23 protein-coding genes are annotated in these 20,225 nt (G+C 72.1%); 13 read left to right on the forward strand and 10 right to left on the reverse strand.

Features of this window, described 5'->3' with window-relative positions; genetic code table 11:
* Positions 1-111: 111 nt before the first annotated feature.
* The 4 genes from HL658_RS35695 to HL658_RS35710 are packed head-to-tail and all read right to left on the reverse strand — an operon-like array spanning position 112 to position 4,619.
* Complete coding sequence (locus HL658_RS35695) at positions 112-957, reverse strand: class I SAM-dependent methyltransferase (protein WP_343055436.1); 846 nt, start codon at positions 955-957, stop codon at positions 112-114.
* Complete coding sequence (locus tag HL658_RS35700; protein ID WP_180286378.1) at positions 954-2,258, reverse strand: glycosyltransferase; 1,305 nt, start codon at positions 2,256-2,258, stop codon at positions 954-956. Before HL658_RS35700 ends, HL658_RS35695 begins: the two co-directional genes overlap by 4 nt.
* A 7-nt stretch (positions 2,259-2,265) precedes the next feature.
* Entirely contained in the window at positions 2,266-3,765 is a 1,500-nt protein-coding gene (locus tag HL658_RS35705) for a tetratricopeptide repeat protein (RefSeq protein WP_180286379.1), read from the reverse strand.
* The gene (locus HL658_RS35710) at positions 3,762-4,619 is read right to left on the reverse strand and encodes a class I SAM-dependent methyltransferase (RefSeq protein ID WP_180286380.1); all 858 of its coding nucleotides are present in this window, start codon (positions 4,617-4,619) and stop codon (positions 3,762-3,764) included. Before HL658_RS35710 ends, HL658_RS35705 begins: the two co-directional genes overlap by 4 nt.
* A 253-nt stretch (positions 4,620-4,872) precedes the next feature.
* Between HL658_RS35710 and HL658_RS35715 the strand changes: the two genes are divergently transcribed.
* Both HL658_RS35715 and HL658_RS35720 read left to right on the forward strand, forming a co-directional pair.
* Complete coding sequence (locus HL658_RS35715) at positions 4,873-5,064, forward strand: DUF5397 family protein (RefSeq protein ID WP_180286381.1); 192 nt, start codon at positions 4,873-4,875, stop codon at positions 5,062-5,064.
* Positions 5,064-5,345, forward strand: coding sequence for a virulence factor (locus tag HL658_RS35720; protein WP_180286382.1), 282 nt, complete (start codon positions 5,064-5,066; stop codon positions 5,343-5,345). The genes HL658_RS35715 and HL658_RS35720 overlap by 1 nt, the downstream gene beginning before the upstream one ends.
* Before the next feature lie 84 nt (positions 5,346-5,429).
* Here HL658_RS35720 and HL658_RS35725 read toward each other — a convergent pair whose 3' ends face one another.
* Both HL658_RS35725 and HL658_RS35730 read right to left on the reverse strand, forming a co-directional pair.
* Positions 5,430-5,699, reverse strand: coding sequence for a type II toxin-antitoxin system RelE/ParE family toxin (locus tag HL658_RS35725; RefSeq protein WP_180286383.1), 270 nt, complete (start codon positions 5,697-5,699; stop codon positions 5,430-5,432).
* Positions 5,690-5,869, reverse strand: coding sequence for a CopG family transcriptional regulator (locus HL658_RS35730; RefSeq protein WP_180286384.1), 180 nt, complete (start codon positions 5,867-5,869; stop codon positions 5,690-5,692). Before HL658_RS35730 ends, HL658_RS35725 begins: the two co-directional genes overlap by 10 nt.
* 245 nt (positions 5,870-6,114) lie before the next feature.
* Between HL658_RS35730 and HL658_RS35735 the strand changes: the two genes are divergently transcribed.
* The 4 genes from HL658_RS35735 (at position 6,115) to HL658_RS35750 (ending at position 9,991) form a co-directional block, all read left to right on the forward strand.
* On the forward strand, positions 6,115-7,437 hold the full coding sequence (locus tag HL658_RS35735; RefSeq protein ID WP_180286385.1) for a type II toxin-antitoxin system HipA family toxin: 1,323 nt from the start codon (positions 6,115-6,117) through the stop codon (positions 7,435-7,437).
* A 4-nt stretch (positions 7,438-7,441) separates the two neighbouring features.
* A complete protein-coding gene (locus HL658_RS35740) occupies positions 7,442-7,744 on the forward strand; it encodes a helix-turn-helix transcriptional regulator (RefSeq protein ID WP_180286386.1) in 303 nt (100 codons plus the stop codon).
* Positions 7,745-7,898: 154 nt separating this feature from the next.
* Positions 7,899-8,981, forward strand: a complete 1,083-nt coding sequence (gmd, locus tag HL658_RS35745) for a GDP-mannose 4,6-dehydratase (RefSeq protein ID WP_343055437.1) — start codon at positions 7,899-7,901, stop codon at positions 8,979-8,981.
* The gene (locus HL658_RS35750; RefSeq protein WP_180286388.1) at positions 8,978-9,991 is read left to right on the forward strand and encodes a GDP-mannose 4,6-dehydratase; all 1,014 of its coding nucleotides are present in this window, start codon (positions 8,978-8,980) and stop codon (positions 9,989-9,991) included. Before gmd ends, HL658_RS35750 begins: the two co-directional genes overlap by 4 nt.
* Before the next feature lie 40 nt (positions 9,992-10,031).
* Here the strand turns inward: HL658_RS35750 and HL658_RS35755 are convergent, their stop codons facing one another.
* The gene (locus HL658_RS35755; RefSeq protein ID WP_180286389.1) at positions 10,032-10,847 is read right to left on the reverse strand and encodes an alpha/beta fold hydrolase; all 816 of its coding nucleotides are present in this window, start codon (positions 10,845-10,847) and stop codon (positions 10,032-10,034) included.
* A gap of 287 nt (positions 10,848-11,134) precedes the next feature.
* On the opposite strand from HL658_RS35755, the gene HL658_RS35760 reads away from it, so the two are divergent.
* Together HL658_RS35760 and HL658_RS35765 are read left to right on the forward strand one after the other, a co-directional pair.
* Complete coding sequence (locus HL658_RS35760; RefSeq protein ID WP_180286390.1) at positions 11,135-11,698, forward strand: methyltransferase domain-containing protein; 564 nt, start codon at positions 11,135-11,137, stop codon at positions 11,696-11,698.
* Between the two features lie 124 nt (positions 11,699-11,822).
* The gene (locus HL658_RS35765) at positions 11,823-12,209 is read left to right on the forward strand and encodes a CBS domain-containing protein (protein WP_180286391.1); all 387 of its coding nucleotides are present in this window, start codon (positions 11,823-11,825) and stop codon (positions 12,207-12,209) included.
* A gap of 66 nt (positions 12,210-12,275) precedes the next feature.
* Here HL658_RS35765 and HL658_RS35770 read toward each other — a convergent pair whose 3' ends face one another.
* Entirely contained in the window at positions 12,276-13,643 is a 1,368-nt protein-coding gene (locus HL658_RS35770) for a glycosyltransferase (protein ID WP_180286392.1), read from the reverse strand.
* Positions 13,644-13,817: 174 nt separating this feature from the next.
* Between HL658_RS35770 and HL658_RS35775 the strand changes: the two genes are divergently transcribed.
* On the forward strand, positions 13,818-15,506 hold the full coding sequence (locus tag HL658_RS35775) for a tetratricopeptide repeat protein (RefSeq protein ID WP_180286393.1): 1,689 nt from the start codon (positions 13,818-13,820) through the stop codon (positions 15,504-15,506).
* Here HL658_RS35775 and HL658_RS35780 read toward each other — a convergent pair.
* Both HL658_RS35780 and HL658_RS35785 read right to left on the reverse strand, forming a co-directional pair.
* Positions 15,497-16,288 (reverse strand): hypothetical protein, encoded by a 792-nt coding sequence (locus HL658_RS35780; RefSeq protein ID WP_180286394.1) that lies wholly within the window; start codon positions 16,286-16,288, stop codon positions 15,497-15,499. The two genes, HL658_RS35775 and HL658_RS35780, sit on opposite strands and share 10 nt — an antisense overlap.
* Complete coding sequence (locus HL658_RS35785) at positions 16,281-17,360, reverse strand: hypothetical protein (RefSeq protein ID WP_180286395.1); 1,080 nt, start codon at positions 17,358-17,360, stop codon at positions 16,281-16,283. The genes HL658_RS35780 and HL658_RS35785 overlap by 8 nt, the downstream gene beginning before the upstream one ends.
* A gap of 186 nt (positions 17,361-17,546) precedes the next feature.
* Between HL658_RS35785 and HL658_RS35790 the strand changes: the two genes are divergently transcribed.
* From HL658_RS35790 to HL658_RS35805, 4 genes are all read left to right on the forward strand, one after another.
* Positions 17,547-18,008 carry an EVE domain-containing protein gene (locus HL658_RS35790; protein WP_180286396.1) on the forward strand — a complete coding sequence of 154 codons (462 nt, stop codon included), beginning with the start codon at positions 17,547-17,549 and terminating at the stop codon, positions 18,006-18,008.
* A 237-nt stretch (positions 18,009-18,245) separates the two neighbouring features.
* Positions 18,246-18,440 carry a hypothetical protein gene (locus tag HL658_RS35795; protein ID WP_180286397.1) on the forward strand — a complete coding sequence of 65 codons (195 nt, stop codon included), beginning with the start codon at positions 18,246-18,248 and terminating at the stop codon, positions 18,438-18,440.
* Positions 18,441-18,532: 92 nt separating this feature from the next.
* Complete coding sequence (locus HL658_RS35800; RefSeq protein WP_180286398.1) at positions 18,533-19,417, forward strand: recombinase family protein; 885 nt, start codon at positions 18,533-18,535, stop codon at positions 19,415-19,417.
* 100 nt (positions 19,418-19,517) lie between these two features.
* Positions 19,518-20,225: AAA family ATPase (locus tag HL658_RS35805; protein WP_180287738.1), on the forward strand; the 708-nt coding region annotated here is incomplete at its 3' end.

The raw sequence follows: 20,225 nt of genomic DNA on the forward strand, positions 1-20,225 counted from the left end.
GCGGGGCCATCCGGCCCCTTGCCTTCGCGCCCATGTGGGCGCGGGGCCGCGGTCGCGGCCCTCCAACGGTCATGGCTCATGACCGTTGGTATTACAGCCCCTTGCGCCCCCTCAACCCGTGCGGCGCAGGACGAACTCGTTGCAGCCGGTGGGTACGCGCGGCGGCAGCACACGCTCCGTCGCGAAACCCATGGCCGCCATCCGCTCCGTCACCTCGGCCGCACCGGCGTATTCATAGGGATAACCGCCCAGCCAGTCGATGACGTCGTACCAGAAATCCATGCCCCGCTCCTTGGTCAGCGGGGACTTGCCGGTGACGATGCGGGTGGCGGCGTAGATCAGCCCGCCGAACAGCACGTTCGGCACCGGCCGCAGCACCCGCGGGCAGAGGTTGTAGGCCACCTTGATCCCGGTCCACACCGGCGAGGTCCAGTGCCGGTTGTAGAGCGCCAGCACCAGCGTGCCGCCCGGCGCCACCAGTGCTGCCGCGTTGGCGATCGCCGTCCACATGGCCCCCGTATGGTGTAGCGAGCCCCAGGCGTACACCAGATCGAAGCGGCCGAGCCCGCCGGTGAAGCCGGCATCCAGCGCCGAGCCTTCCGTGAAGGACACGCGCGCCTCCGTCTCCGGAGCCAGCGCCGCCAGATTGCGGCGGGCCACCGCCACCGCCCGCGGGTTCACATCGAAGCCCAGCACGCGGCCCGCTCCCAGCTTGGCGGCGGCCAGGCTGAACAGGCCGGAGCCGGAGCCCACGTCGCACACCGACGCGCCGGCCACCCGCTCCGCCCCGACCAGCGCCGCCAGGCTGTCGGCCGCCGCCTGGAGCCGCGCCGCGTCCAGCACGTCGCGGGAGAAATGGTCCCAGTTCTCCCCGAAATCGAAGGCCAGGGAACCTCCCCCGGCGGGCGCTCCCGTCGGCGCCCCCTCCGGCCCTGCCGCATCCGCCGGCTTCGTCACGATCCACCATCCTTCGCTGACCCGCGCCGGCCATAAGCGGGCGCAGCCGCAACCCTGTCAACACCCAGCGCCAACCCGCGATAGGCGGTGGCGACCGCCGCCCAGGAGAAGCGCTCCACCACCCGCCGCCGCCCGGCCGCCCCCATCCGGCGGCGCAGATCCGGGTTGGCGGCCAGCCGCTCCAGCGCCGCGGTCAGCGCCGCCACGTCGTCCACCGGCAGCAGGAACCCCGTCTCCCCGTCCACCACCAGATCGCGGTTGCCGGCGATGTCGGTGGCCGCCACCGGCAGGCCGGTGGCCATCGCCTCCAGCACCACGTTGGGCATCCCTTCGTCGCGGGAGGGGAAGACGAACAGGTCGGCCGCGCGGTAGGCGTCGGGCAGGGCCGTACGCTCCAGCCAGCCGGCGAAGCGCACGCGCGTTTGCAACCCCAGCGCCGCCGCCTGCGCCTCCAGCGCCGGACGTGCGCCGCCGTCCCCGACCACCGTGAGATCCAGCGGGACGGGCGTGCGCGCCATCGCCTCCAGGATCAGGTCGACACCCTTCTGCCGCACCAGCCGCCCGACCACCAGCAGGCGGAGCGGGGCCGTGAACCCTCTCCCCTCCGGGGAGAGGGCAGGGTGAGGGGGTTCGGCGCCGGCGCGCGGGGCGGGGAAACCGGTTGCCGGCGTTTCCCCCTCACCCCAACCCTCTCCCCGGGGGGGAGAGGGAGGAGACAAGGGCCGGAACAGCGCCGCGTCCACCCCGTTGGGCACCACCGTCACCGGCACGTCGGGGGCGAAGCGGCGGGCGAGTTCGGCCAGCCCGTCGCTGTTCGCCACCACCGCCGCGGCGCGCCGCCACAGGAAGCCGATCACCGGCCCGGCCAGCCGGTGGAACAGCGCGATCCCGTCATACTGGAAGCCCGGCACGTCGCCGCCGCGAAGGCTCACCACGTACGGCACACCGGACAGCGCCTTGAGCAGCCAGCCCGCCGGCCCGCCCGGCACCCCAAAGAAGGCGATGGTGGCATCCGGCCGCCAGCGCCGCGCCAACAACGCCGCCGCCGGCAGGGACAGGGCGAGGAAGGCCAGCATCTCCACCACCGAGCTGCGGTCGGCGCGCCGGCGCAGGCTGGGGATGCGGTGGATGCGCACGCCGGCGGGCGTGGTCTCGCGGCGGGGCAGGGCGCCGAAGGCGGCGGTCAGCACGGTGACCTCCACCCCCTGCATCGCCAGCTCGCGCGCCATGTTGGCGGTGGCGTTGGCCGCCCCGCCACCCAGCGGCGGGTACTCGTAATTGACCAGCAGCAGCCGCGGCATGGGGCGCCTAGCTTGCGGTGCGGTGGCGCGCGGCACGGTGCAGGCCGGCGCGCATCGTCACCTCCGCCGCCGCGCGTTCCATCACCCCGGTCCAGTCGTTCTTCCGCTCCGAGCGCAGCAGCCGCATGGTCGGGTACCAGGGGGTGTGGTCGGGGATGGTCATCCAGCGCCAGTCGCCGAACCAGCGCAGCACCGCCAGCGCCGGCAGCCCCATCGCCCCCGCCAGATGGTTGACCGCGCTGTCGCAGCTGATGATCAGGTCCATGTTGGCCATGACCGCGGCGGTGTCGACGAAGCCGTCGGGACCGGCGTCCATGTCGGCCGACCAGTCGATGATGCCCAGCCGGTCGCGCAGCGCCGCCGCCTGCTCCGTCCCCACCACCTTCTGCAGGCTGTAGAGCCGCACGCCGGGGATGCGGGCGATGCCCTCGAACAGCGCCAGCGGGATGGAGCGGTTGGCCTCGTTGGCCTGCCAGTTGATACCGATGCGGAACTCCGCCCGGTCCATGCGCCGGCCCCAGGATTCCACCAGGGCCACCTCGGCCCGGATGTAGGGCACGCCGCCCGGCACCGTGTCCTTCGTGGTGCCGCACAGCCAGGGCAGGCTCATCAGCGGGGTGTGGCAGTCGAAGGGCGGCAGCGGCTCGCCCGCCGCCACCAGCGCGTCGATGCCGGCGACGCCGGACAGCACGCGCTTCAGCGGCTTCTGGCACTCGAACACCACCCGCGCGCCCATGGCCTTCAGCACGGCCATGTAGCGCACGTACTGGAAGCTGTCGCCCAGCCCCTGCTCGAAATGCACGAGGATGGTGCGCCCCGCCAGCGGCCCACCGTCCCAGCGCGGCACGCCGGGGAAGCTGCGCCGCCACTTCCACACCGATTGCAGTTCGCGCCACTCGTACTCCGGCCCGCCGCCCTGGAGGTCGCCGGCCATCATCCGGGCGATGCCGAGATTCTTGTGGTATTCCGGGCTGGACGGGTCAAGAGCCACGCCGCGGCGGTAGGCGGCGGCGGCATCCTCCAGCCGGCGCTGCGACATGATGGCGGCGCCCAGATTGTTGGCCGCGGTGGCCGAACCGGGATCGACCGCCACCGCCACCCGGTAGACGCGCTCCGCCAGCTCCGGCAGGTCGGCCCGCATCAGCAGCCCGGCCATCCCCAGCGCCGCCCCCGGATGGTCGGGACGCACGGCCATCAGGGCGCGCCAGGCGTCCAGCGCCTCCTGCGCGCGCCCCAGCTCGCCCAGCGTCTCGGCCAGATGCAGGCAGGCGTCGTGGAGGTCGCCGCGCAGCCCGAGCGCGGTGCGCAGCGCCGTCACCGCCTCCTCCCGCCGGCCGAGCAGCCGCAGCGCCACCCCGTGGTTGAGGCGGACCACCGGATGGTCCGGCTTCGCCGCCGCCGCCGCGCCGAAGGCGGCCTCCGCGTCGGCCATGCGGCCGGCGTTGAAATGGCCGATGCCCTCCTGGAAGCGGAGGAGCCAGGCCTCCTGACCCGCGGCCCCGCTCACGGGGTCGGCTCCGGCTTGCCGTTGGTGGCCGCCCCCATCGGCTTGCGGCCGATGGCCGCCCAGGACATCTCGTTGACCCAGGCGAGGCGCACATCCTCCAGCCCGGCGCGGCGCATCATCGCCTCCACCGCCTCGTGCGGCCAGTAATGGGCGATGGACGGCAGCATCTGGTCGAAGACGATGGAGCGCAGATGCGCGAAGTCGAAGCTCCGCAGCAGCCGGAAATACTCGATCCGCCCCACCCCCAGCCGCAGCAGCAGCCACAGCACCGCCGCCGGCGGCCAGGACAGCGCGTGGGTGGCGCCGATCGGCAGCCGGCTGAACAGCAGCCGGCGCAAGGGCGTCAGCCCGTGCACGATCCAGCGGTTGTTCTCCAGCCCGTAGACCCAGATCATCACCGAGCCGCCGGGCTTGGCCGCGCGCACCATGTTGGCGAGCGCGCGGTCGGGCTCCTCCATGTGGTGGATCACGCCGATGGAGAAGACGACGTCGAAACGGTCGGTCTCGGCGAGGTCGTAGGCGCTCTGCCGCCGCACCTCCACCGCGGGGAAGTCGGCCAGCGTGCGCCCGGCCGCCTCCACGCTGCGCGGGTCGAGGTCGATGGCGAGCCCGCCCGCCGCCCCGTAGCGCATCGGCCAGACGCTGTTCCGCCCCATCCCGCAGCCGACGTCGAGAAAATTCTTCCCCGCCCAGTCCGCGGGCTCCAGGAACGGCGTCCAGCGCCGGAACTGCTCCTCATAGGCGGGTTTCAGCGCGTCGTAGCGCGCCCACTCGTACCCGAAGCGGTCGGAGGAGCCGGTCGGGACCGGCCCGGCGGAAGGCCCGGCGGAGGGGGCTGGGGGCGCGTCGTTCATGCCGCGCTGGGTAGCGCATCGGGGGTGCGGCTTCAAGGGGTGGAGCGCCGGTCCCGGAAAAGCCCTTGTCGAACGGCACCGGCCGCCTTGCGGATGGCAATGACCAGAGACCCCCACGCCTCTCATGGGGACGGCGCGCCAGGGGAGTTGCTTTTGCCCGCACACCGCCCTGGTCCACACACCGCGGCCCTTGGCATCCACGGCCGATGAAGGGATGATGGGATGGTCCGGATCCGGCCAGGAAAGAACGAGCATGTTCATCGAACCGCGAAGCCTGATCGGCACGTGGCGGCGCTTCGGTCCCGTTGGCCCCGTCTATGAGATCATCGGCACGGGCGGGGAGCTTGCCGACGGCGACGTGATGATGAGGATCCGCGTCCTCGAGAGCGGCGAGGAGACCGATTACCGCCTCACCCACATCCTCGACGATCCGAAGGAGCGTTGATGTTCGCCATCGCCTTCGACCTCGTCGTCGCGGACACGGCGAACAACCATCCGAAGGGCGTGTCGCAAGCCTACGCCGACATCGGAAACACGCTCGCCGGCTTCGACTTCACGCGGGTCCAGGGAAGTCTCTACGTCACCGGCCGGGATGATCTGGCAAACCTGTTCGCCGCGATCATGGCCCTGAAGGCGCTGCCGTGGCTGCCCGCCTCCGTGCGCGACATCCGTGCCTTCAAGATCGAACACTGGTCGGACTTCACGGCCGTCGTGAAGGGGCCGTAGAGCGGGGGGAGGGGCATGCCCCTCCCCCACGGCAGTTCCTTCATGCCATACTCCGGACACACAAGGGTGGGGGGCGTGAAAGCGTCAGCGATCCTGCGCCCCATGCCACACGCGCAGGATTTCCACAGCGCCCTCCGTGATCCGATAGACGACGACGTAAGGCCAGATAACCGTTAACTCGCGGGTGCCGGGGATCGCGCCGGGCCGCCCGCGCTCCGGCAGATACTCCAGCCGGTCGCAGGCGGAGAGGATCTGCACCGCCACGCGTGATGCGGCGGCGGGATTCCGTTCACCGATGTAGGCACGGATCGCGGCCAAGTCCCTCACGGCCGCCCGTGTGACGATCACCGGCATTCGGGAGGCGGCCGCTCATCGTCGGTTCCCCACGACAGCAACCAGCGGCGGACATCCTCGTAGGGAACCGTGCGGCCCTTCCGGGCGTCGTCGATCCCTTCACGCACAGCGACCGCGAAGGCCTCCGCGTCCGGATCCGCAGGCTCGGGTGCAGGATGCGGTTTCACCATGCCGATCTCCCGTATGGTCCGGCTCCACGTTCCGGTACTTGCGAGGATGTATGGCGACACACCCCCCACGCAAGCCGGTTCAGGGATCGGTTCAGGAAATGACTGCACCAGCCAACGAACATGCATCTCCGCCCGACCGCCGACGACCGTCCTCCAGCGAGCAGCCCAATGGCAAAAGCCATGCTTCGATAGTACATATATGCCACCTCCTTCCAAAAAAGTCCTCTTAACACATGACTTTTCGCATGCCCGCCCCCCTCACCGTCACGCTCCAGATCCACCACGCCGGCGCCTGGCGGGATGCCGCAACGGTCGCCTTCCTGGAGCCGGAACGGGGGATCGCCGGGGCGACGCGGGTCGCCTATGAGGACGGGCACGTCTTCGACCACGCGCCCGAGGCTTTGGCGGACGGGCCGCCGGTCGTGGACCGCCGCGCCCTGTCGGTGCGGCTGCCGGTCGATTTCACCGTGCACCGGCTGGAGGGCTGGCCGGCCTTCCTGCTCGACCTGATGCCGCAGGGGCATGCCCGGCTGCGGCTGGCGCAGGCCCTGGGGCTGCCCCCCGACGGGCCGGCAACGGAACTGCCGCTGCTGCTGCGCGCCGGCGGCTCCCCGATCGGCAATCTGCGCATCCGCGAGGCCTGGGAGGAGGAGCGGCGGCGCCTCGCCGGGGTCGATTGCCCACCGCTGACCGACGCCGACCTCGCGGACCAGAGCGACCGCTTCCGGGAGGTGGTGGACCGTTTCGCGCTGCTCGCCTCCGGCTCCAGCGGGGTGCAGGGAGAATGGCCCAAGGCGCTGATGACCCGCCGGGCCTCCGACGGCCGCTGGTACCCGGCCCCCTTCGTGGAGGGCGACGACGCGGCGGAGCACGTCATCGTCAAGCTGCTGCGCTCCACCGACGAGGGCGACCGGCTGATCCTGGCCGCCGAGGCGCCTTATCTGGAGGTGGCCCGGACCTTCGGGCTGCGGGTGGCGGCCCCGCTGCGCGTCCACGGCGGGGCCCTCGTCATCCCCCGGTTCGACCGCGGCACCCGCGACGGCCGGGTGCTGCGGCACGGGCAGGAGAGCCTGGTGTCGGCCATCGGCGTCCCGCGCTTCGGGCATCTCGGCCACCACGAGGAGTATCTGGCGGCGATCCGCGCGTTCAGCGGCCGGCCCGCCGAGGACACCGTGGAGTATGTGTTGCGCGACCTGCTGAACGCGGCCATGGGCAACCCCGACAACCACGGGCGCAACACGGCGCTGCACAAGCCGGCCGGGGGCGGCATCGAACTGGCACCGCTGTTCGATTTCGCGCCGATGCGGCTGGCACCGGCGGGGGTCGGGCGCTCCACCCGCTGGCGGTGTCTGAACGGACGCGACCACGAGCCGGATTGGGGCATCATCTGCGAGGCCGCCGCCTTCGACGGGCTGCCAGCGGCGACGCTGCGGCAGACGCTGTGTGAAAAGGCCGCGTTCCTGGCGGAGCTGCCGCGGATCGCCGCCGGGCACGGTGTGCCGCCCGTGGTGATCGGGCGTGCCTGCGCCGGCCATGCCGCGGCGGCCGCCGCCGTCGGGAGGCTGTGAGGCGATGCCGCGCCTGCGCCCACCCGACCGCGAGGAGAAGCTGGCGCGGCGCACGGCGCTGGCCGACAAGGCGGCGGCCGGCGGGCTGCGGCTGCCGCAGGCGGTGCGCGAGATGCGCCGGGCGCTGGGTCTCACCCAGGCCCAGTTCGCCGCGCGCTTCGGCCTCACCCGGCAACAGGTGATCGACCTGGAGCTGGGGCGCGCCAACCCGACGCAGGAGACGCTCCAGCGCATCGCCCGCCCCTTCGGCTTCACCCTCGGCTTCGTGCCGCGGAGCCGGGCGGAGGAAGAGCCGGGCCCGGACTGAGCCACGGCGCCGGCCCCGGCACCCCCCGGTCACAGCCAAACGCCTTGCGTCCCCGAAACCTTTCACAATAGATAGCCGGACGGGGTGCCCCGGCCGGTCGGGACCGGCGATGCGGGACCCGTTCCGCGCTGCTCTGAGACAAGGATTCGATGCTGTGCCCAAGGTCGCTTTGATCACCGGCGTGACCGGTCAGGACGGTGCCTATCTGTCGGAACTGCTGCTGGCCAAGGGCTACACGGTGCACGGGCTGAAGCGGCGCTCCTCCTCCTTCAACACCGGCCGGGTCGAGCATCTCTACCGCGACCCGCACGAGGAGGGCGTGCGCTTCTTCATGCATTACGGCGACCTGACGGACAGCACCAACCTGATCCGCCTGATGCAGCAGATCCGCCCCGACGAGATCTACAACCTGGCCGCCCAGAGCCACGTCCAGGTCAGCTTCGAGACGCCGGAATACACCGCCAACGCCGACGGCATCGGCACGCTGCGCCTGCTGGAGGCCATCCGCATCCTGGGGATGGAGAAGACCGCGCGCTTCTACCAGGCCTCCACCTCGGAGCTGTACGGCAAGGTGCAGGAGACGCCGCAGAAGGAGACCACCCCCTTCTACCCGCGCAGCCCCTACGCCGCGGCCAAGCTGTACGCCTACTGGATCACGGTGAACTACCGCGAGGCGTACGGCATGCACGCCTCCAACGGCATCCTGTTCAACCACGAGAGCCCGATCCGCGGCGAGACCTTCGTCACCCGCAAGATCACCCGCGCCGTCGCCTCGATCCGCGCCGGGATCCAGGACTGCCTTTATCTCGGCAACCTCGACGCCAAGCGCGACTGGGGCCACGCCCGCGACTATGTCGAGGGGATGTGGCGCATCCTCCAGCAGGACACGCCCGACGACTATGTGCTCGCCACCGGCGAGACGCACACGGTGCGCAGCTTCGTCGAGCTGGCCTTCGGCCATGCCGGCTACTCGATCGAATGGAGCGGGCAGGGGGTGGACGAGGTGGGCATCGACCGCGCCACCGGCCACAGCCTGGTGCGCATCGACCCCGCCTATTTCCGCCCGACCGAGGTGGACCTGCTGCTGGGCGACCCGACCAAGGCGCGCACCGTGCTGGGCTGGAGCCACACCACCCCGTTCCGCGACCTGGTGCGCGAGATGGTGGACGCCGACATGGCGGCCATCGCCGGCACTGCCATCGCCGGGGCCGCCGTCCCGGCCGAGCCCGCGGAATGAGCCGCGGGCGGACCGCGCTGATCTTCGGGATCGGCGGGCAGGACGGCGCCTGGCTCGCCGACCTGCTGGTCCGCCGCGGCTACGCCGTGCACGGCACCTCGCGCGACCGCGAGGCGTCCTCCTTCGCCAACCTCCGCCGGCTCGGGGTCATCGACCGGGTGCGGCTGCATTCGGTGGCGCTCGGCGACTTCCGCAGCGTCGCCCAGGCCCTGAAGGAGGTCCGGCCGGACGAGATCTACAACCTCGCCGGCCAGTCCTCGGTCGGGCTGTCCTTCGAGCAGCCGGTGGAGACGCTGGACAGCATCGTCCACGGCACCGTCAACATCCTGGAGGCGATCCGCTTCCTGAAGCTCGACACCCGCTTCTACAACGCTTCGTCCAGCGAGTGCTTCGGCAACACCGCACAGGGCCGGCCGGCGGCGGAGGACCACCCCTTCCACCCCCGCAGCCCCTACGGGGTGGGCAAGGCGGCGGCCTATTGGGCGGTCGCCAACTACCGCGAATCCTACGGGCTGTTCGCCTGCTCCGGCATCCTGTTCAACCATGAATCGCCGCTGCGCCCGGCCCGCTACGTGACCCAGAAGATCGTGCGCGGCGCCGCCGACATCGCCGCCGGCCAAGCCGACCGGCTGCGGCTGGGCGAGCTGTCGGTGGCGCGCGACTGGGGCTGGGCGCCGGAGTATGTGGACGCCATGCGGCGCATGCTGGGCCATGACCGGCCGGAGGATTTCGTCATCGCCACCGGCGCGCTGCACACGCTGGAGGAGTTCGTGCGTCTGGCCTTCGAGGGCTTCGGGCTGGACTGGCGCGAACACGTGGAGATCGACCCCGCGCTGAAGCGCCCGGCCGACATCACCCACAGCGTCGGCGACCCCGGCAAGGCGAAGCGCCTGCTCGGCTGGCAGGCGGAGACCACCATGCCCGGCGTCGTCGCCAAGCTGGTCGAAGCCGAACGCACCCGCCGCCGCAGCGGCGCGCCGCTGGAAGCGCCGCTGCCCGTGCCGGCGTGACGAAGCGCATCACGGGCTGACCGGCCGGAGCTGACGCCCCTCACCCCGTCCCGGCTGCCCCCAGATGCCGCAGCAGGGCGTCGGCCACCAGATCCGGGGCGGTCAGGTGGGGGAGGTGGCCCTCGGTGTCCAGAATCTCCAGCACGCTGTCCGGCAGCCGGGCGTGCAGGAAGCGGGCGGCCTCCAGCGGGATCGCGGGGTCGTCGCGGGTCTGCAGGATCGTGCAGGGCACCCGCAGCCGGTGCAGCCGGTCGCGCAGATCGGTCTGGAAGACCATGAGCGCGATGGAGAAGGCGGTGTCCGACCGCATCGCCCGCAGGCAGTCGGCGAACTCGCGCGCCTTGCCGTCGTCCGGCGGCCTTGCCGTCATGCGCGGGGCGAGATCGGCGATCCAGGCCTTGTAATCGCGGATGATGGCGTCGAGGAACGCCTCCTTCCCGTCCCGGCTGAAGCCGCCGCGGTAGCCGTCCTTGTCCAGGTAGCAGGCGGAGGAGGCCAGCAGGACCAGCCGGTCGAACAGCCCCGGCGCCCGCTCGGCCAGCAGCAGCCCGGTCATGCCGCTCAGCGAATGGCCGACGAAGCCGCAGGACCCGATGCCCATGACCCGGAGCAGCCGCTCCACATCCTCGGCGTAGGCGTCGAGCGTGGCGTAGCGGGCGTGGTCGTAATGCTCGGCCTGGTCCGGGGCGAAGCCGACGGGGTCGAACAGCAGCACCCGGAAACGGTCGCGCAGACGCGGGACGACGTGCCGCCACGCCGCCTGCGTCGTTCCGAATCCAGGGGCCAGGACCACCCAGGGGCCGTGGTCCCCCACCACCTGCGCGTTGTGCCGCCGTTTTGGAGAGGCATCCCGCATGGCGCACCCCTTGGCTCCTGCATGACGACAAGCATCCCAACGTTGATACCATGCCCGGTGCGGCTATCGAAGCGGGCATCAACGCCACGATCCCGGCCGTATGACGCGACAGACAGCTGTAACCGATGGTCCGGTGCCGGGAGATCAGGATCGGGAAATCACCGCCCAACCGCTTGCGGAATGTGAGGATTTTCCCTTTTTCTCCACCGGGATTGGTGACAGTGTGCCGGTGATCGTCCCAAGCATCGCGGTTGCCTATGAAGAAAGAACACTGGTGCCGTGTCGTCATGAACCGGGCGCTGAACGCCTATGTCGCCGGTCTCGACGCGCACAACCTCACGGCGCTGGAGGTCTCCGGCCGCGCCTGGTCCCACATCCCCTTCAAGTTCCATGCGGCCGTGGGTTTCCCGAATTACGATGTGTGTCGGTCCGGGCTGGCGTACAAAGACGCCGACAACAACCGGATCCCGATCGACATCATCTTCATCGAGCAGGTGCTGGAGCATGTGAAGATGCCGGCGGCGGCGATCCGGAACCTGCACTCCTCATTGGCAGAGGGTGGTCATCTCATCGTCTCCACGCCTTTCCTGCTGAAGGTGCACGATGCCCCCGGGGATTACTGGCGCTGGACGCCAAGCGGGTTGCGGATGCTGCTTCAGGAAAACGGCTTCGCGGACGAAGACATCACGATCGGTGCCTGGGGCAACCGCGACTGCCTGATGGCCAATGTGGATGACTGGGCTTGGTACGACCCGGAACGGCATTCTCTGGAGAATGAACCCGACATCCCGCTGGTCGTCTGGGCCTTCGCCCGCAAGTTCACCCGCCCACCCCCGTCGCCGACGCCGTGAACCGGGAGCGGAATGCGCTGATCCGACGCGACAAACCGCCACATTCCCACAGCCCCGCTCATCGAACAATCTTACGATTAGAGAGGTAAAGAAGAAATAAAATTACAGTCTGCAAGGGGAAACGATGAAGCGGAAACTGATGCCCGACGTGGTGAAGGCCCAGGATCTGGTGCTGGTGCCGGAAGACGCGTCGGCCCTGACGGTGTCGCGGCTGATGGCGGAGAAGCGCATCGGCGCCGTCCTGGTGGTCAACCACGGCGATCTGGTCGGCATCGTGACGGAGCGCGACCTGAACGTGAAGGTGCTGGCCACCCAGGTCGACGCGTCCGAGACGCCGGTGTCCGCCGTCATGACGCGCAACCCGGACACCCTGCCGCCCGACGCGGACGCGTCGGAGGCGCTGGCGATGATGCAATCCAAGCATTACCGCCACCTGCCCATCACCCAGGGCAAGCGGGCGGTCGGCATCCTGTCCATCCGCGACCTGTTCCGGATCGCCGGCGGCCAGTGACGGCGACGGCGTGACGGCGAAGGCGTGGCAGCCAGAGCATGACAGGCTGGGTGCGGGCACCCGCGCTCAGCCCGGCGGCCCGTCCGGAGGCCGCGAGCCGTCCAGATAGACGGAGCGCGGCTGGCCGTCGGCGATGCGGGGCGGGCCGTCCCAGGGCTCGCCCAGCCGGGCGCTCAGCGCCGCGGTGCGGTGGCGGATGTGCATGGACACGGCGTAGCCGAGCGCGTCGGTCTCGGTCGGCACCCCCTTCTCGATGAGGCCGCTGCGCCGCTGGATGTCGAGCGCGTTGCCGGGACGCAGCGTGTAGTGCACGGTGGGCACCGCCACCTTGACCCCGAGGAAGAAGGTCTTCAGCCAGTGGCTGTAGGCGGCGTCGTCCGCCATGTTGGGAAAATACATCTCCTCCTCCGGAAAGCCGCCGACGAAGGCGTGGCATTGCGTGCGGACGCAGAGGTTTCCGGGGTAGGTCTGCTCGGAATTGCGGCGGAAGGCGGCCGGGATCCCGGCGTCGATGTCCTGGAAACGCATGCCGGTGCGCGCGAAGCCGGCGTCGGGGACATGGTCCAGCATGCGGATGCCGAAATCGATGTGGTCGGGGAAGACGTAATCGTCGGCGTCGAGGAACCACAGGAGCCGGCCCTCGGCCCCCATCAGGGCGCCGCGGTTGCGGGCCGCCCCCGCCCCCAGGTTCCGGGGGTTGGTCAGCACCACCACGTCGAAGCCGGGCTCGTCCTGGCGCCGCGCCCAGTCCGTGACGACCGCACCGCCGCCGTCGCGCGAGCTGTCGTCGACCACGGCGATGCGGAAGCGGCCGGGAGTGAAGCCGGCCGTGGCGCGGTGATGACGGATCGAGACGAGCACGCTGTCGAGCGCGCGCTCGATCATGTCGGCCATGTTGTGGAGCGGGATGACGACGGTGCCGAGCAGCGGCCCCTCCGCCTGCCGGCGTTCCAGGCTGCGCAGCAGGCGCCGGGTACCGGCGTGCAGGACCTCCGTCCCCGGCGGCGGCGGGAACGGGTCGAGCCGGGCGGCGGCCCCGGCCAGGTCGCCGGCGACGGTCAGCGCCAGCCCTTCGACGAAGAGGCCGAACGGCTCCCCGGGGGCTGCCCGGCGGACCGCGCGGGCGAGCGCCAGCGCCTCCTGCGGCCGGACGTCCTTGACCGCCTCGTTGGCGGCGTTGACGGCGTCGGCGACCGCGTTGTCCAGGTTCTGCCGCGCCGCCTGCAGGGCCGGGGCACGGCGCAGCGCCCGGCCGATCAGCGTCAGCGCGGCCAGCGGGTTGCCGGTGACACGTTCCAGGACGCCCAGCAGGTTCAGCGCGTTGGGGTCGGCGGGGTCGAGGGCGAGGACACGGCGGTAGCCGGCCCGCGCTTCCTCGTGCCGGCCGGCGTGGTGCAGGTCCAGGGCGGCCCGGAGGGCTTCGATCGGGTCCATGGTCGGGGGCGGGTATCGGGGGTTGCGGCCGGAAACGCCGCACCCTAACGGAAGCCCCCGCTTTTTCCCAGCACGCGGACACCGGTGCATGGGTTCAGGCGGCGGTGGAGCGGAAACCACCATCCGTGCCATGGTCCGGCCGCGGGCGGCGGCACAGGACGGGAGCGGCGGGGGATGGCGCGCAGGAGCGGGACGGGAAGCGTGACGGGGCAGGCGGCCAGGGCGACGGTCAGGACGGCGACCGGAGCGGCTGACGAGCCGGCCATGCGGCGCCGGCTGGCCGTCGAACCGGCCGACGGTGCCGCGGCGGCGTTGCTGGCCGGGCTGCTGGCCGGGCGTGGCGGGCTGGTGGAGGCCCGGCGCTGGCTCGACCGCGCGATCGCTCTGCAGCCGAGCCGCGAGCGGCTCACCGCCCGCGCCACCCTGGACGCGGTGCTCGCCCAGCAGGCCGAGGCCACCGGCGACCGCGGGGCCGCGCAGGACCGCTGGGGCGCCGTGCTGGCGTCCGGTGCCGCCGACGCCACGGCGGCGCTGGCGGCGCACGACGCGCTGGCCCGGCTGCACGCGGCGGACGACCTCGCCCAGGCGGCGGAGCACGCGCTGGCCGCCTGGCGTGCCACCCCCGCGGACACCACCCGCGCCGGCAACGCCTGGCAGCTCCTCACCCACATGGGCGAGGCGGCGGAGGTCGAGCGGTTCGAGCGCCGGGTGGCGGAACGGGAGGACGCGGCCGGGCTGGTCGGGCTGGGCAACGCGCTGCGCCGGGCCGGCCACGCGCTGCGCGCCGAGCGCGTCTACCGCCGGGCGCTGGAGCGCTTCCCGGAGGTGTCGATGACGCTGAGCCGGCTGGCCTGCCTGTGCGCCGAACAGATGCGGCTGGAGGAGGCCGACGCCCTGTTCCGGGAGGCCGCCCGCCGCCATGGCGGGCGCGACGTGGTCACCCGCGTCTCCCCCGCCTTCCTGGCGGAGCTGAAGGCGGCACCGCCGTCCGCCGGTGTCACCGTGTCGCTGGCCGAGGGGCGCGGCGTGGCCGACCGGCCGCTGATGCTGTACGCCTCCTGCGACAGCCGGTACTTCCGCCTGTTCGTGCCGACCATGCTGCGCTCGCTGGTGGAGGAGTCCGGGCTCGACGCCGCCATCTGCCTGCATGTGGTCAACCCCGACGGCCCCTGCCGGGAGGCGATGCTGGATCTGGCCCGCCGCTACGGGCCGGAGCGCTTCGTGCTGGCGGAGGAGACGGTGGACCTCGCCCCCTTCGGGGCGCAGGCCAAGACCTACTACGCCTGCGGGCGCTTCCTGCTGCTGCCGGAGCTGCTGCGGCGCTACGGCAAGCCGATGCTGATGCTGGACGTGGATCTGATGGCGATCCGCGACCTGAAGCCGCTGCTCGCCACCTCCGCCTCGGCCGATCTCGGGCTGATGACCAACGCGCTGAAGCGGCTCGACCTGTGGAGCCTGCTCTACGCCGACGTGGTGCACCTGCACCCCACCGGGCGGACCCTGCGCTTCCTGGAGCTGACGCGCCGCTACATCCGCCATTTCCTGAAGCCGGGGACGGCGCACTGGTTCCTCGACCAGGCGGCGCTGGCCGGGGCCTTCCTCGCCGGCTTCACCGACGAGCCGGCGCCACGCTTCGCCTGGTACCCGACGGACATCCACAGCAGCACCATCATGGTGGACGGCGAGGGGCGCTACTGGACCGACGACCACGCCTATTTCTACTCCGTCCGCGCCACCGGCGGCGGCCAGACCGCCATGGCCCGCGCCGTCCGCCGCGCCGGCACGCTGGGCGAGCTGCGCGCCTTCCAGGCGGGCCAGGGCGTCCAGGCTGCCGCCCGGACCACCACCGCCGCTCAGGCCTGAGGGGGCAGGGTCACGGTGACGGTCCCAAAGGCGTCGTCCTGGCGCAGCACCGCCGCCCCGTCACGCGCCAGCTCCAGCGCGCCCATCAGGTGGGCGGCGAGCAGGGACCGGCGCAGCAGCGGGTCCGCCGCCCGCTCCGCCCCGGCGAGCTCCTCCAGCGTCGCCGCACCGCCGTCCGCCAGCCGCCGGGCGATGCTCCGGCGCGCCGCCCCCGGCGCCACCAGCCGCGGCGGCGGGGGCAGGGGCGGAGCCGGCGGCGCGTGGCGGTCGCGCAGCCCGTCATAGGCGGCGACCAGCGCCTTGCGGTCGAGCGGGCCAGCCCCGGAAACCCCCGGCACCGTCCAGCCACGGAAGCGCCGCACCGGCGCCCCGACCCCGGCGCCCACACCACCATCCGCGCCGCCGCGGGCGAAGCGGTCGCGCCCCAGCCGGGAACCGTCCAGCAGCCGCAGCCCGGCCGCCCGCAGGGCCAGCAGCCGGTCGCGCGCCGCTTGCAAGGCCTCCAGCCGCTCCGCCTCCGCCGGATCGGGCGGGGCACCCCAGCGGTCGGCGAGCCAGCGCGCCTTGCGCTCCACCAGCGCCGCCGCCATCACCAGATGGTCGGCGCGGCCGGCCAGAGGCAGCGCCGCCGCCAGCGCCAGGCAGCGCTCCGCCAGCCCGTCCATCGCCACCCCGGCGAGGATGGCGGGGTGGCGCCGGGCGAGCTCCAGCAGCTCCTCCGGCGGGCCGGTGAAGCCGGGCAGCCGCAGCGGCGGCACGTCCCACGGGCCGGGATCACCCATCGCCGCCTCCGGACAGCCGGCGGCGGATCCGGCCGATCGCCGCGTCGGCGTCGCGCAGCAGCGCCCGCAGCTCCCCGTCCAGCCCGTCGAGATCGAGCGGCGGCACCGGGTCCGGCTCCGGGCCGGACGGTGATCGGGGCAGGGGCGGCACAGGCACCGGCTCGGCCGGCGGGTGCAGCGCGTCGGTCAGCCCGACGCGGTCGGGCAGCGCGTAGCAGCGCCGCCCCTTCAGCGGCGACAGGTCGGCCAGGGCGCCCACCGCCACCAGCCCGTCGGCGAGCGCCGAGGCGCCGCGCACCGTCAGCCCCAGCGCCGCCGCCAGCGCCGCCGCCCCCATGGGCCGCACCGTCACGCGGTCGATGGCGGCCAGTGCCCGCGAATCCGAGCGCGGCGCGCGGCGGCGGCGCGGCGGCGGTCGCGGCTCCTCCTCCAGCAGCGCGGCGAGATCCGCCGCCTCGCCGTCCGCCGCAGGGGGTGTACGCGCCCGCTCCATCAGCCGGCGCACCGCCTCCGCCCGCGCCGCGGCGAGGGCGGCCAGCGCCTCCCGCCCGGCCGCCGCCTGAACCGCGGCGGCGCGCAGGAAGCGGCGGACGAAGGCCTCCCGCCCCTCCCCCTCGGCGGCCAGGGCGGTCACCCCCACGACCCCCGCCGGCTCCGACCCGCCGAAGGCGTACGCCAGCGCCCGCGGCACGGCGGCGGGCAGCGCGTCACCGTCCCCGCCGCCCACGAGCCAGCCATGGGCGGCGGCGGCGATACCCGCCAGCCCAGCCCCACCAGCCCCCCGCAGCGCCGCGTCGGCCGCCGTCTCCTCCCCGCCGGCCGAGAGCCGATAGCGCGCTTCGGCCCGCGCCAGCGCCCCGCGGTCGAGCCGCAGCCGCGCGTCGATGGGCAGCCCGGCCAGCCGCGCCTCCAACAGCCGGCCATCCCCGTCCCCCACCGCCGCCCGCACCCGCATCCGGTGCTCCCATCCCTGCCGCACCGGCTCCGCCGCCGCCTCCAGCGCCGCCGACAGCCCCCCGAGCGCGAAGGCGGCCAGTTCCGGGAAGGCGTCGGGAGGGATGGCGTGGGTCATGGGGATGGGGTCGCGGGGGGCTCGGGAGGAATGATAAACACGTTATCATTCACTTTGCCGGTGGCTGCAAGAGAGGTGCATTCCAGCCGGCGCGCGCTTCCCCAACCCCTCGCGACTGCTGACGAAAACTGGCAGCATGCTGGTCCAGGATCGTCTCCGGCCAAGCCTTCCACGACGGAGACCCGCATGATCGCTCCCCCCTCCACACCCCACGACACCAACGGCCGGAGCTGGATCGCCGTGGCGTCGGCCGAGCATGTCCGGCTCGGCCGCGCCGGCGGCTTCATGCAGGTCTGCCACGGCAAGGCGGCGCCGCTGCGCCGCATCCGGCCCGGCGACCGCGTCGCCTATTACTCCCCGTCGGCGATCTTCCGCGGCAAGGACCGGCTGCAAGCCTTCACCGCCATCGGCGTGGTGCGCGCGGGCGAGCCCTACCGGTTCGACATGGGCGGCGGCTTCCTGCCCTTCCGGCGCGACGTGGACTGGCTGACGGCGGCGGAGGCGCCGATCCAGCCCCTGCTCGCCACGCTGGATTTCACGGGTGGGGTGCGGAACTGGGGCTACCAGCTCCGCTTCGGGCTGTTCGCCATCACCGACCACGACTGGCACCTCATCGCCGGCGCCATGCGGGCCTCCCTGCCCGCGTGAGGCCGTTCGGCGCCAATGGGATTGCAGTCCGCGTGGGCATGGAGGTCTGTTCAATTATCATCATGTCCCCAAACGGTCGTTTTCTAAACGTATCAAAAATCGAACAACCACCATTGCCGGTTGGATTCGGATTCGCGTCGTGCAGCAATCATGTTTGCTGTGGCGGACTGACATAAATCATACGTCATAGATTGTATGGCCTGCTATCATGCGTTACCTCAATAAAAGGTACCAACCATGGGCCAGCTCGATCACCACCGGCTCACCCTCGCCATTCACGATCTGCGCGCCCTCGGCCGCGCCGTGAAAAGCCCGCAACTGCGGCTCAGGCTGCTCACCATGGAACGTCAGATCCTCGCCGTGGACGCGCTTGACCGCTGCGATCCGGACGGCGATCTCGCCCGGCGCATCGTCGCGGCCGTTCGGGACTGAGACCGGAATTCCGACAAGGGGCCGTGGTTTACACGGCCCCGGCCCGGGCGCTACAAACCACCCCACTGTTCCCCCTGCGTTCCGGACCCTCCATGGCGCTGATCGGCTATGCCCGCGTGTCCACCGACGAGCAGGCGACCGTCAGCCAGACCGACGCGCTGACCGCCGCCGGCTGTGTGGAGATCGTCGAGGAGACGGGGTCTGGGGGCAGCCGGGCGCGGCCGGGGTTGGCGCGGGCCTTGGCGCGGGTGGGGCGGGGGGATGTGCTGGTGGTGGTGCGCATCGACCGGCTGGCGCGCTCGCTGTCGCATCTGCTCGCCGTGATCGAGGGGCTGGAGGCGCGCGGCGCCCATTTCAAATCCCTGCACGACCCCATCGACACCGCCACCCCACAGGGCAAATTCGCGCTCCAGGTGCTGGGGGCGGCGGCGGAGCTGGAGCGGGCGCTGATCCGCGAGCGCACCAACGCCGGGCTGCGGGCCGCGCGGGCGCGCGGGCGGGTGGGGGGCAACCCGGCGCTGCGCCGGCGCGACCCGGCGGCGCTTGCCAAAGTGAAAGCGGCGCGCGACCGGCTCTACATGGCGGACCTGCTCGCCACGATGGACGCCTGGCTGCCCACCGTGCGCCTGATGCGGCCGGCGGCCCCCTGGCCGGCGGTGGCGACGGCGCTGGACCGCCGCGGCTCGCCCGACCGGCCCTGGACCGCCGACCGGCTGGCGCGGGCGGTGCGCCGGCTGGCCGCCGACGGGCTGGCCGAGCCGTCCCTGCTCGACGCGGCCCCGCGCCGCCCGCCGAAGGACGACGCGCTGATGGTCGCCGCCGGCATCCGCGGCGCCGACCCCGGCCTCAGCCTGCGCGCCATCGCCGCCCGCCTGCAATCACTGGGCATCCCCGCCCCCCGCGGCGGCACGGGCTGGTCCCCCTCTTCGGTCAAGGCGCTGCTCGACCGCGCGGCGCGGCGGGGGCTGGTGGGGTAAAGGCCGTTTTGCGCTTGGCGTATCACGTGCAAAATTTTCATTGCGCTAAGAAAATTTTGCACTGTATAAACCAGCACAAGCTGGGCCGGAGGGCGTGGAGATGCGCAACATTGCGGGCTCGCCCGTCGAAGGGGCGGACTTCTTCGGGCGTGACGAAGCCATCCGCTCCCTGTGGGAGCTTCTGGACGCCCATGATGTCCTGCTGCTGGGTCCCCGCCGGATCGGCAAGACATCGCTGGCCCGCCGGTTCATGGCCGATGTCCGGCAAAGAGGCTGGAGCGCCATCGAGGTGAACGTCGCCAGTTGCCGCGACGAAGCCGCTTTCGTCGATAAGCTGGCCGGCACCATCAAGGCCGCCGCCGGTTCATGGACCGGAGCGCTGCTCGACCGCGCGATGGCCCTTCTCGACCGCGTCGACAAGGTCCGGCTGCCCGGCGGCGGCGGCTTCGATCTGGCCGCCCGCGAGGAGAGCTGGGAGGCCGTCGCCTCCGACGCGCTCGCCCTGCTGGCGGCGCGGCCCGGCCGGACGCTGGTCTACATCGACGAGCTGCCGATCTTCCTGTTCAACATGATGCGTTTCGACCCCAAGACGGGGGAGGCGCGGGTGCGCCGCTTCCTCGACTGGTTCCGCAACGACGCGCGCGGCGCCACCCGCGGTGCCGGCGGCCTGCACTGGCTGGTCAGCGGATCGGTGGGGCTCGACACGCTGGTGCAGAACCATGGGATGGCGGACACCATCAACACCTTGAAGCAGCGCTTGCTGGAACCCTACGGCGAGCCCGAGGCCCTTGCGTTCCTCGACGCGCTG

It is taken from the genome of Azospirillum oleiclasticum (genome assembly GCF_013423485.1).
In the GTDB taxonomy this organism is placed as follows: Bacteria; Pseudomonadota; Alphaproteobacteria; order Azospirillales; family Azospirillaceae; genus Azospirillum; species Azospirillum oleiclasticum.

Coding starts and splice junctions, on each gene's coding strand:
- HL658_RS35730 (WP_180286384.1), bottom strand. CDS start 5,869: ATGGTGAAACCGCATCCTGCACCCGAGCCTGCGGATCCGGACGCGGAG.
- HL658_RS35770 (WP_180286392.1), bottom strand. CDS start 13,643: ATGGACCCGATCGAAGCCCTCCGGGCCGCCCTGGACCTGCACCACGCC.
- HL658_RS35720 (WP_180286382.1), top strand. CDS start 5,064: ATGTTCGCCATCGCCTTCGACCTCGTCGTCGCGGACACGGCGAACAAC.
- HL658_RS35715 (WP_180286381.1), top strand. CDS start 4,873: ATGTTCATCGAACCGCGAAGCCTGATCGGCACGTGGCGGCGCTTCGGT.
- HL658_RS35700 (WP_180286378.1), bottom strand. CDS start 2,258: ATGCCGCGGCTGCTGCTGGTCAATTACGAGTACCCGCCGCTGGGTGGC.
- HL658_RS35795 (WP_180286397.1), top strand. CDS start 18,246: ATGGGCCAGCTCGATCACCACCGGCTCACCCTCGCCATTCACGATCTG.
- HL658_RS35725 (WP_180286383.1), bottom strand. CDS start 5,699: ATGCCGGTGATCGTCACACGGGCGGCCGTGAGGGACTTGGCCGCGATC.
- HL658_RS35755 (WP_180286389.1), bottom strand. CDS start 10,847: ATGCGGGATGCCTCTCCAAAACGGCGGCACAACGCGCAGGTGGTGGGG.
- HL658_RS35740 (WP_180286386.1), top strand. CDS start 7,442: ATGCCGCGCCTGCGCCCACCCGACCGCGAGGAGAAGCTGGCGCGGCGC.
- HL658_RS35710 (WP_180286380.1), bottom strand. CDS start 4,619: ATGAACGACGCGCCCCCAGCCCCCTCCGCCGGGCCTTCCGCCGGGCCG.
- HL658_RS35800 (WP_180286398.1), top strand. CDS start 18,533: ATGGCGCTGATCGGCTATGCCCGCGTGTCCACCGACGAGCAGGCGACC.
- HL658_RS35765 (WP_180286391.1), top strand. CDS start 11,823: ATGAAGCGGAAACTGATGCCCGACGTGGTGAAGGCCCAGGATCTGGTG.
- HL658_RS35735 (WP_180286385.1), top strand. CDS start 6,115: ATGCCCGCCCCCCTCACCGTCACGCTCCAGATCCACCACGCCGGCGCC.
- HL658_RS35775 (WP_180286393.1), top strand. CDS start 13,818: ATGGCGCGCAGGAGCGGGACGGGAAGCGTGACGGGGCAGGCGGCCAGG.
- HL658_RS35790 (WP_180286396.1), top strand. CDS start 17,547: ATGATCGCTCCCCCCTCCACACCCCACGACACCAACGGCCGGAGCTGG.
- HL658_RS35760 (WP_180286390.1), top strand. CDS start 11,135: ATGAACCGGGCGCTGAACGCCTATGTCGCCGGTCTCGACGCGCACAAC.
- HL658_RS35750 (WP_180286388.1), top strand. CDS start 8,978: ATGAGCCGCGGGCGGACCGCGCTGATCTTCGGGATCGGCGGGCAGGAC.
- HL658_RS35780 (WP_180286394.1), bottom strand. CDS start 16,288: ATGGGTGATCCCGGCCCGTGGGACGTGCCGCCGCTGCGGCTGCCCGGC.
- HL658_RS35785 (WP_180286395.1), bottom strand. CDS start 17,360: ATGACCCACGCCATCCCTCCCGACGCCTTCCCGGAACTGGCCGCCTTC.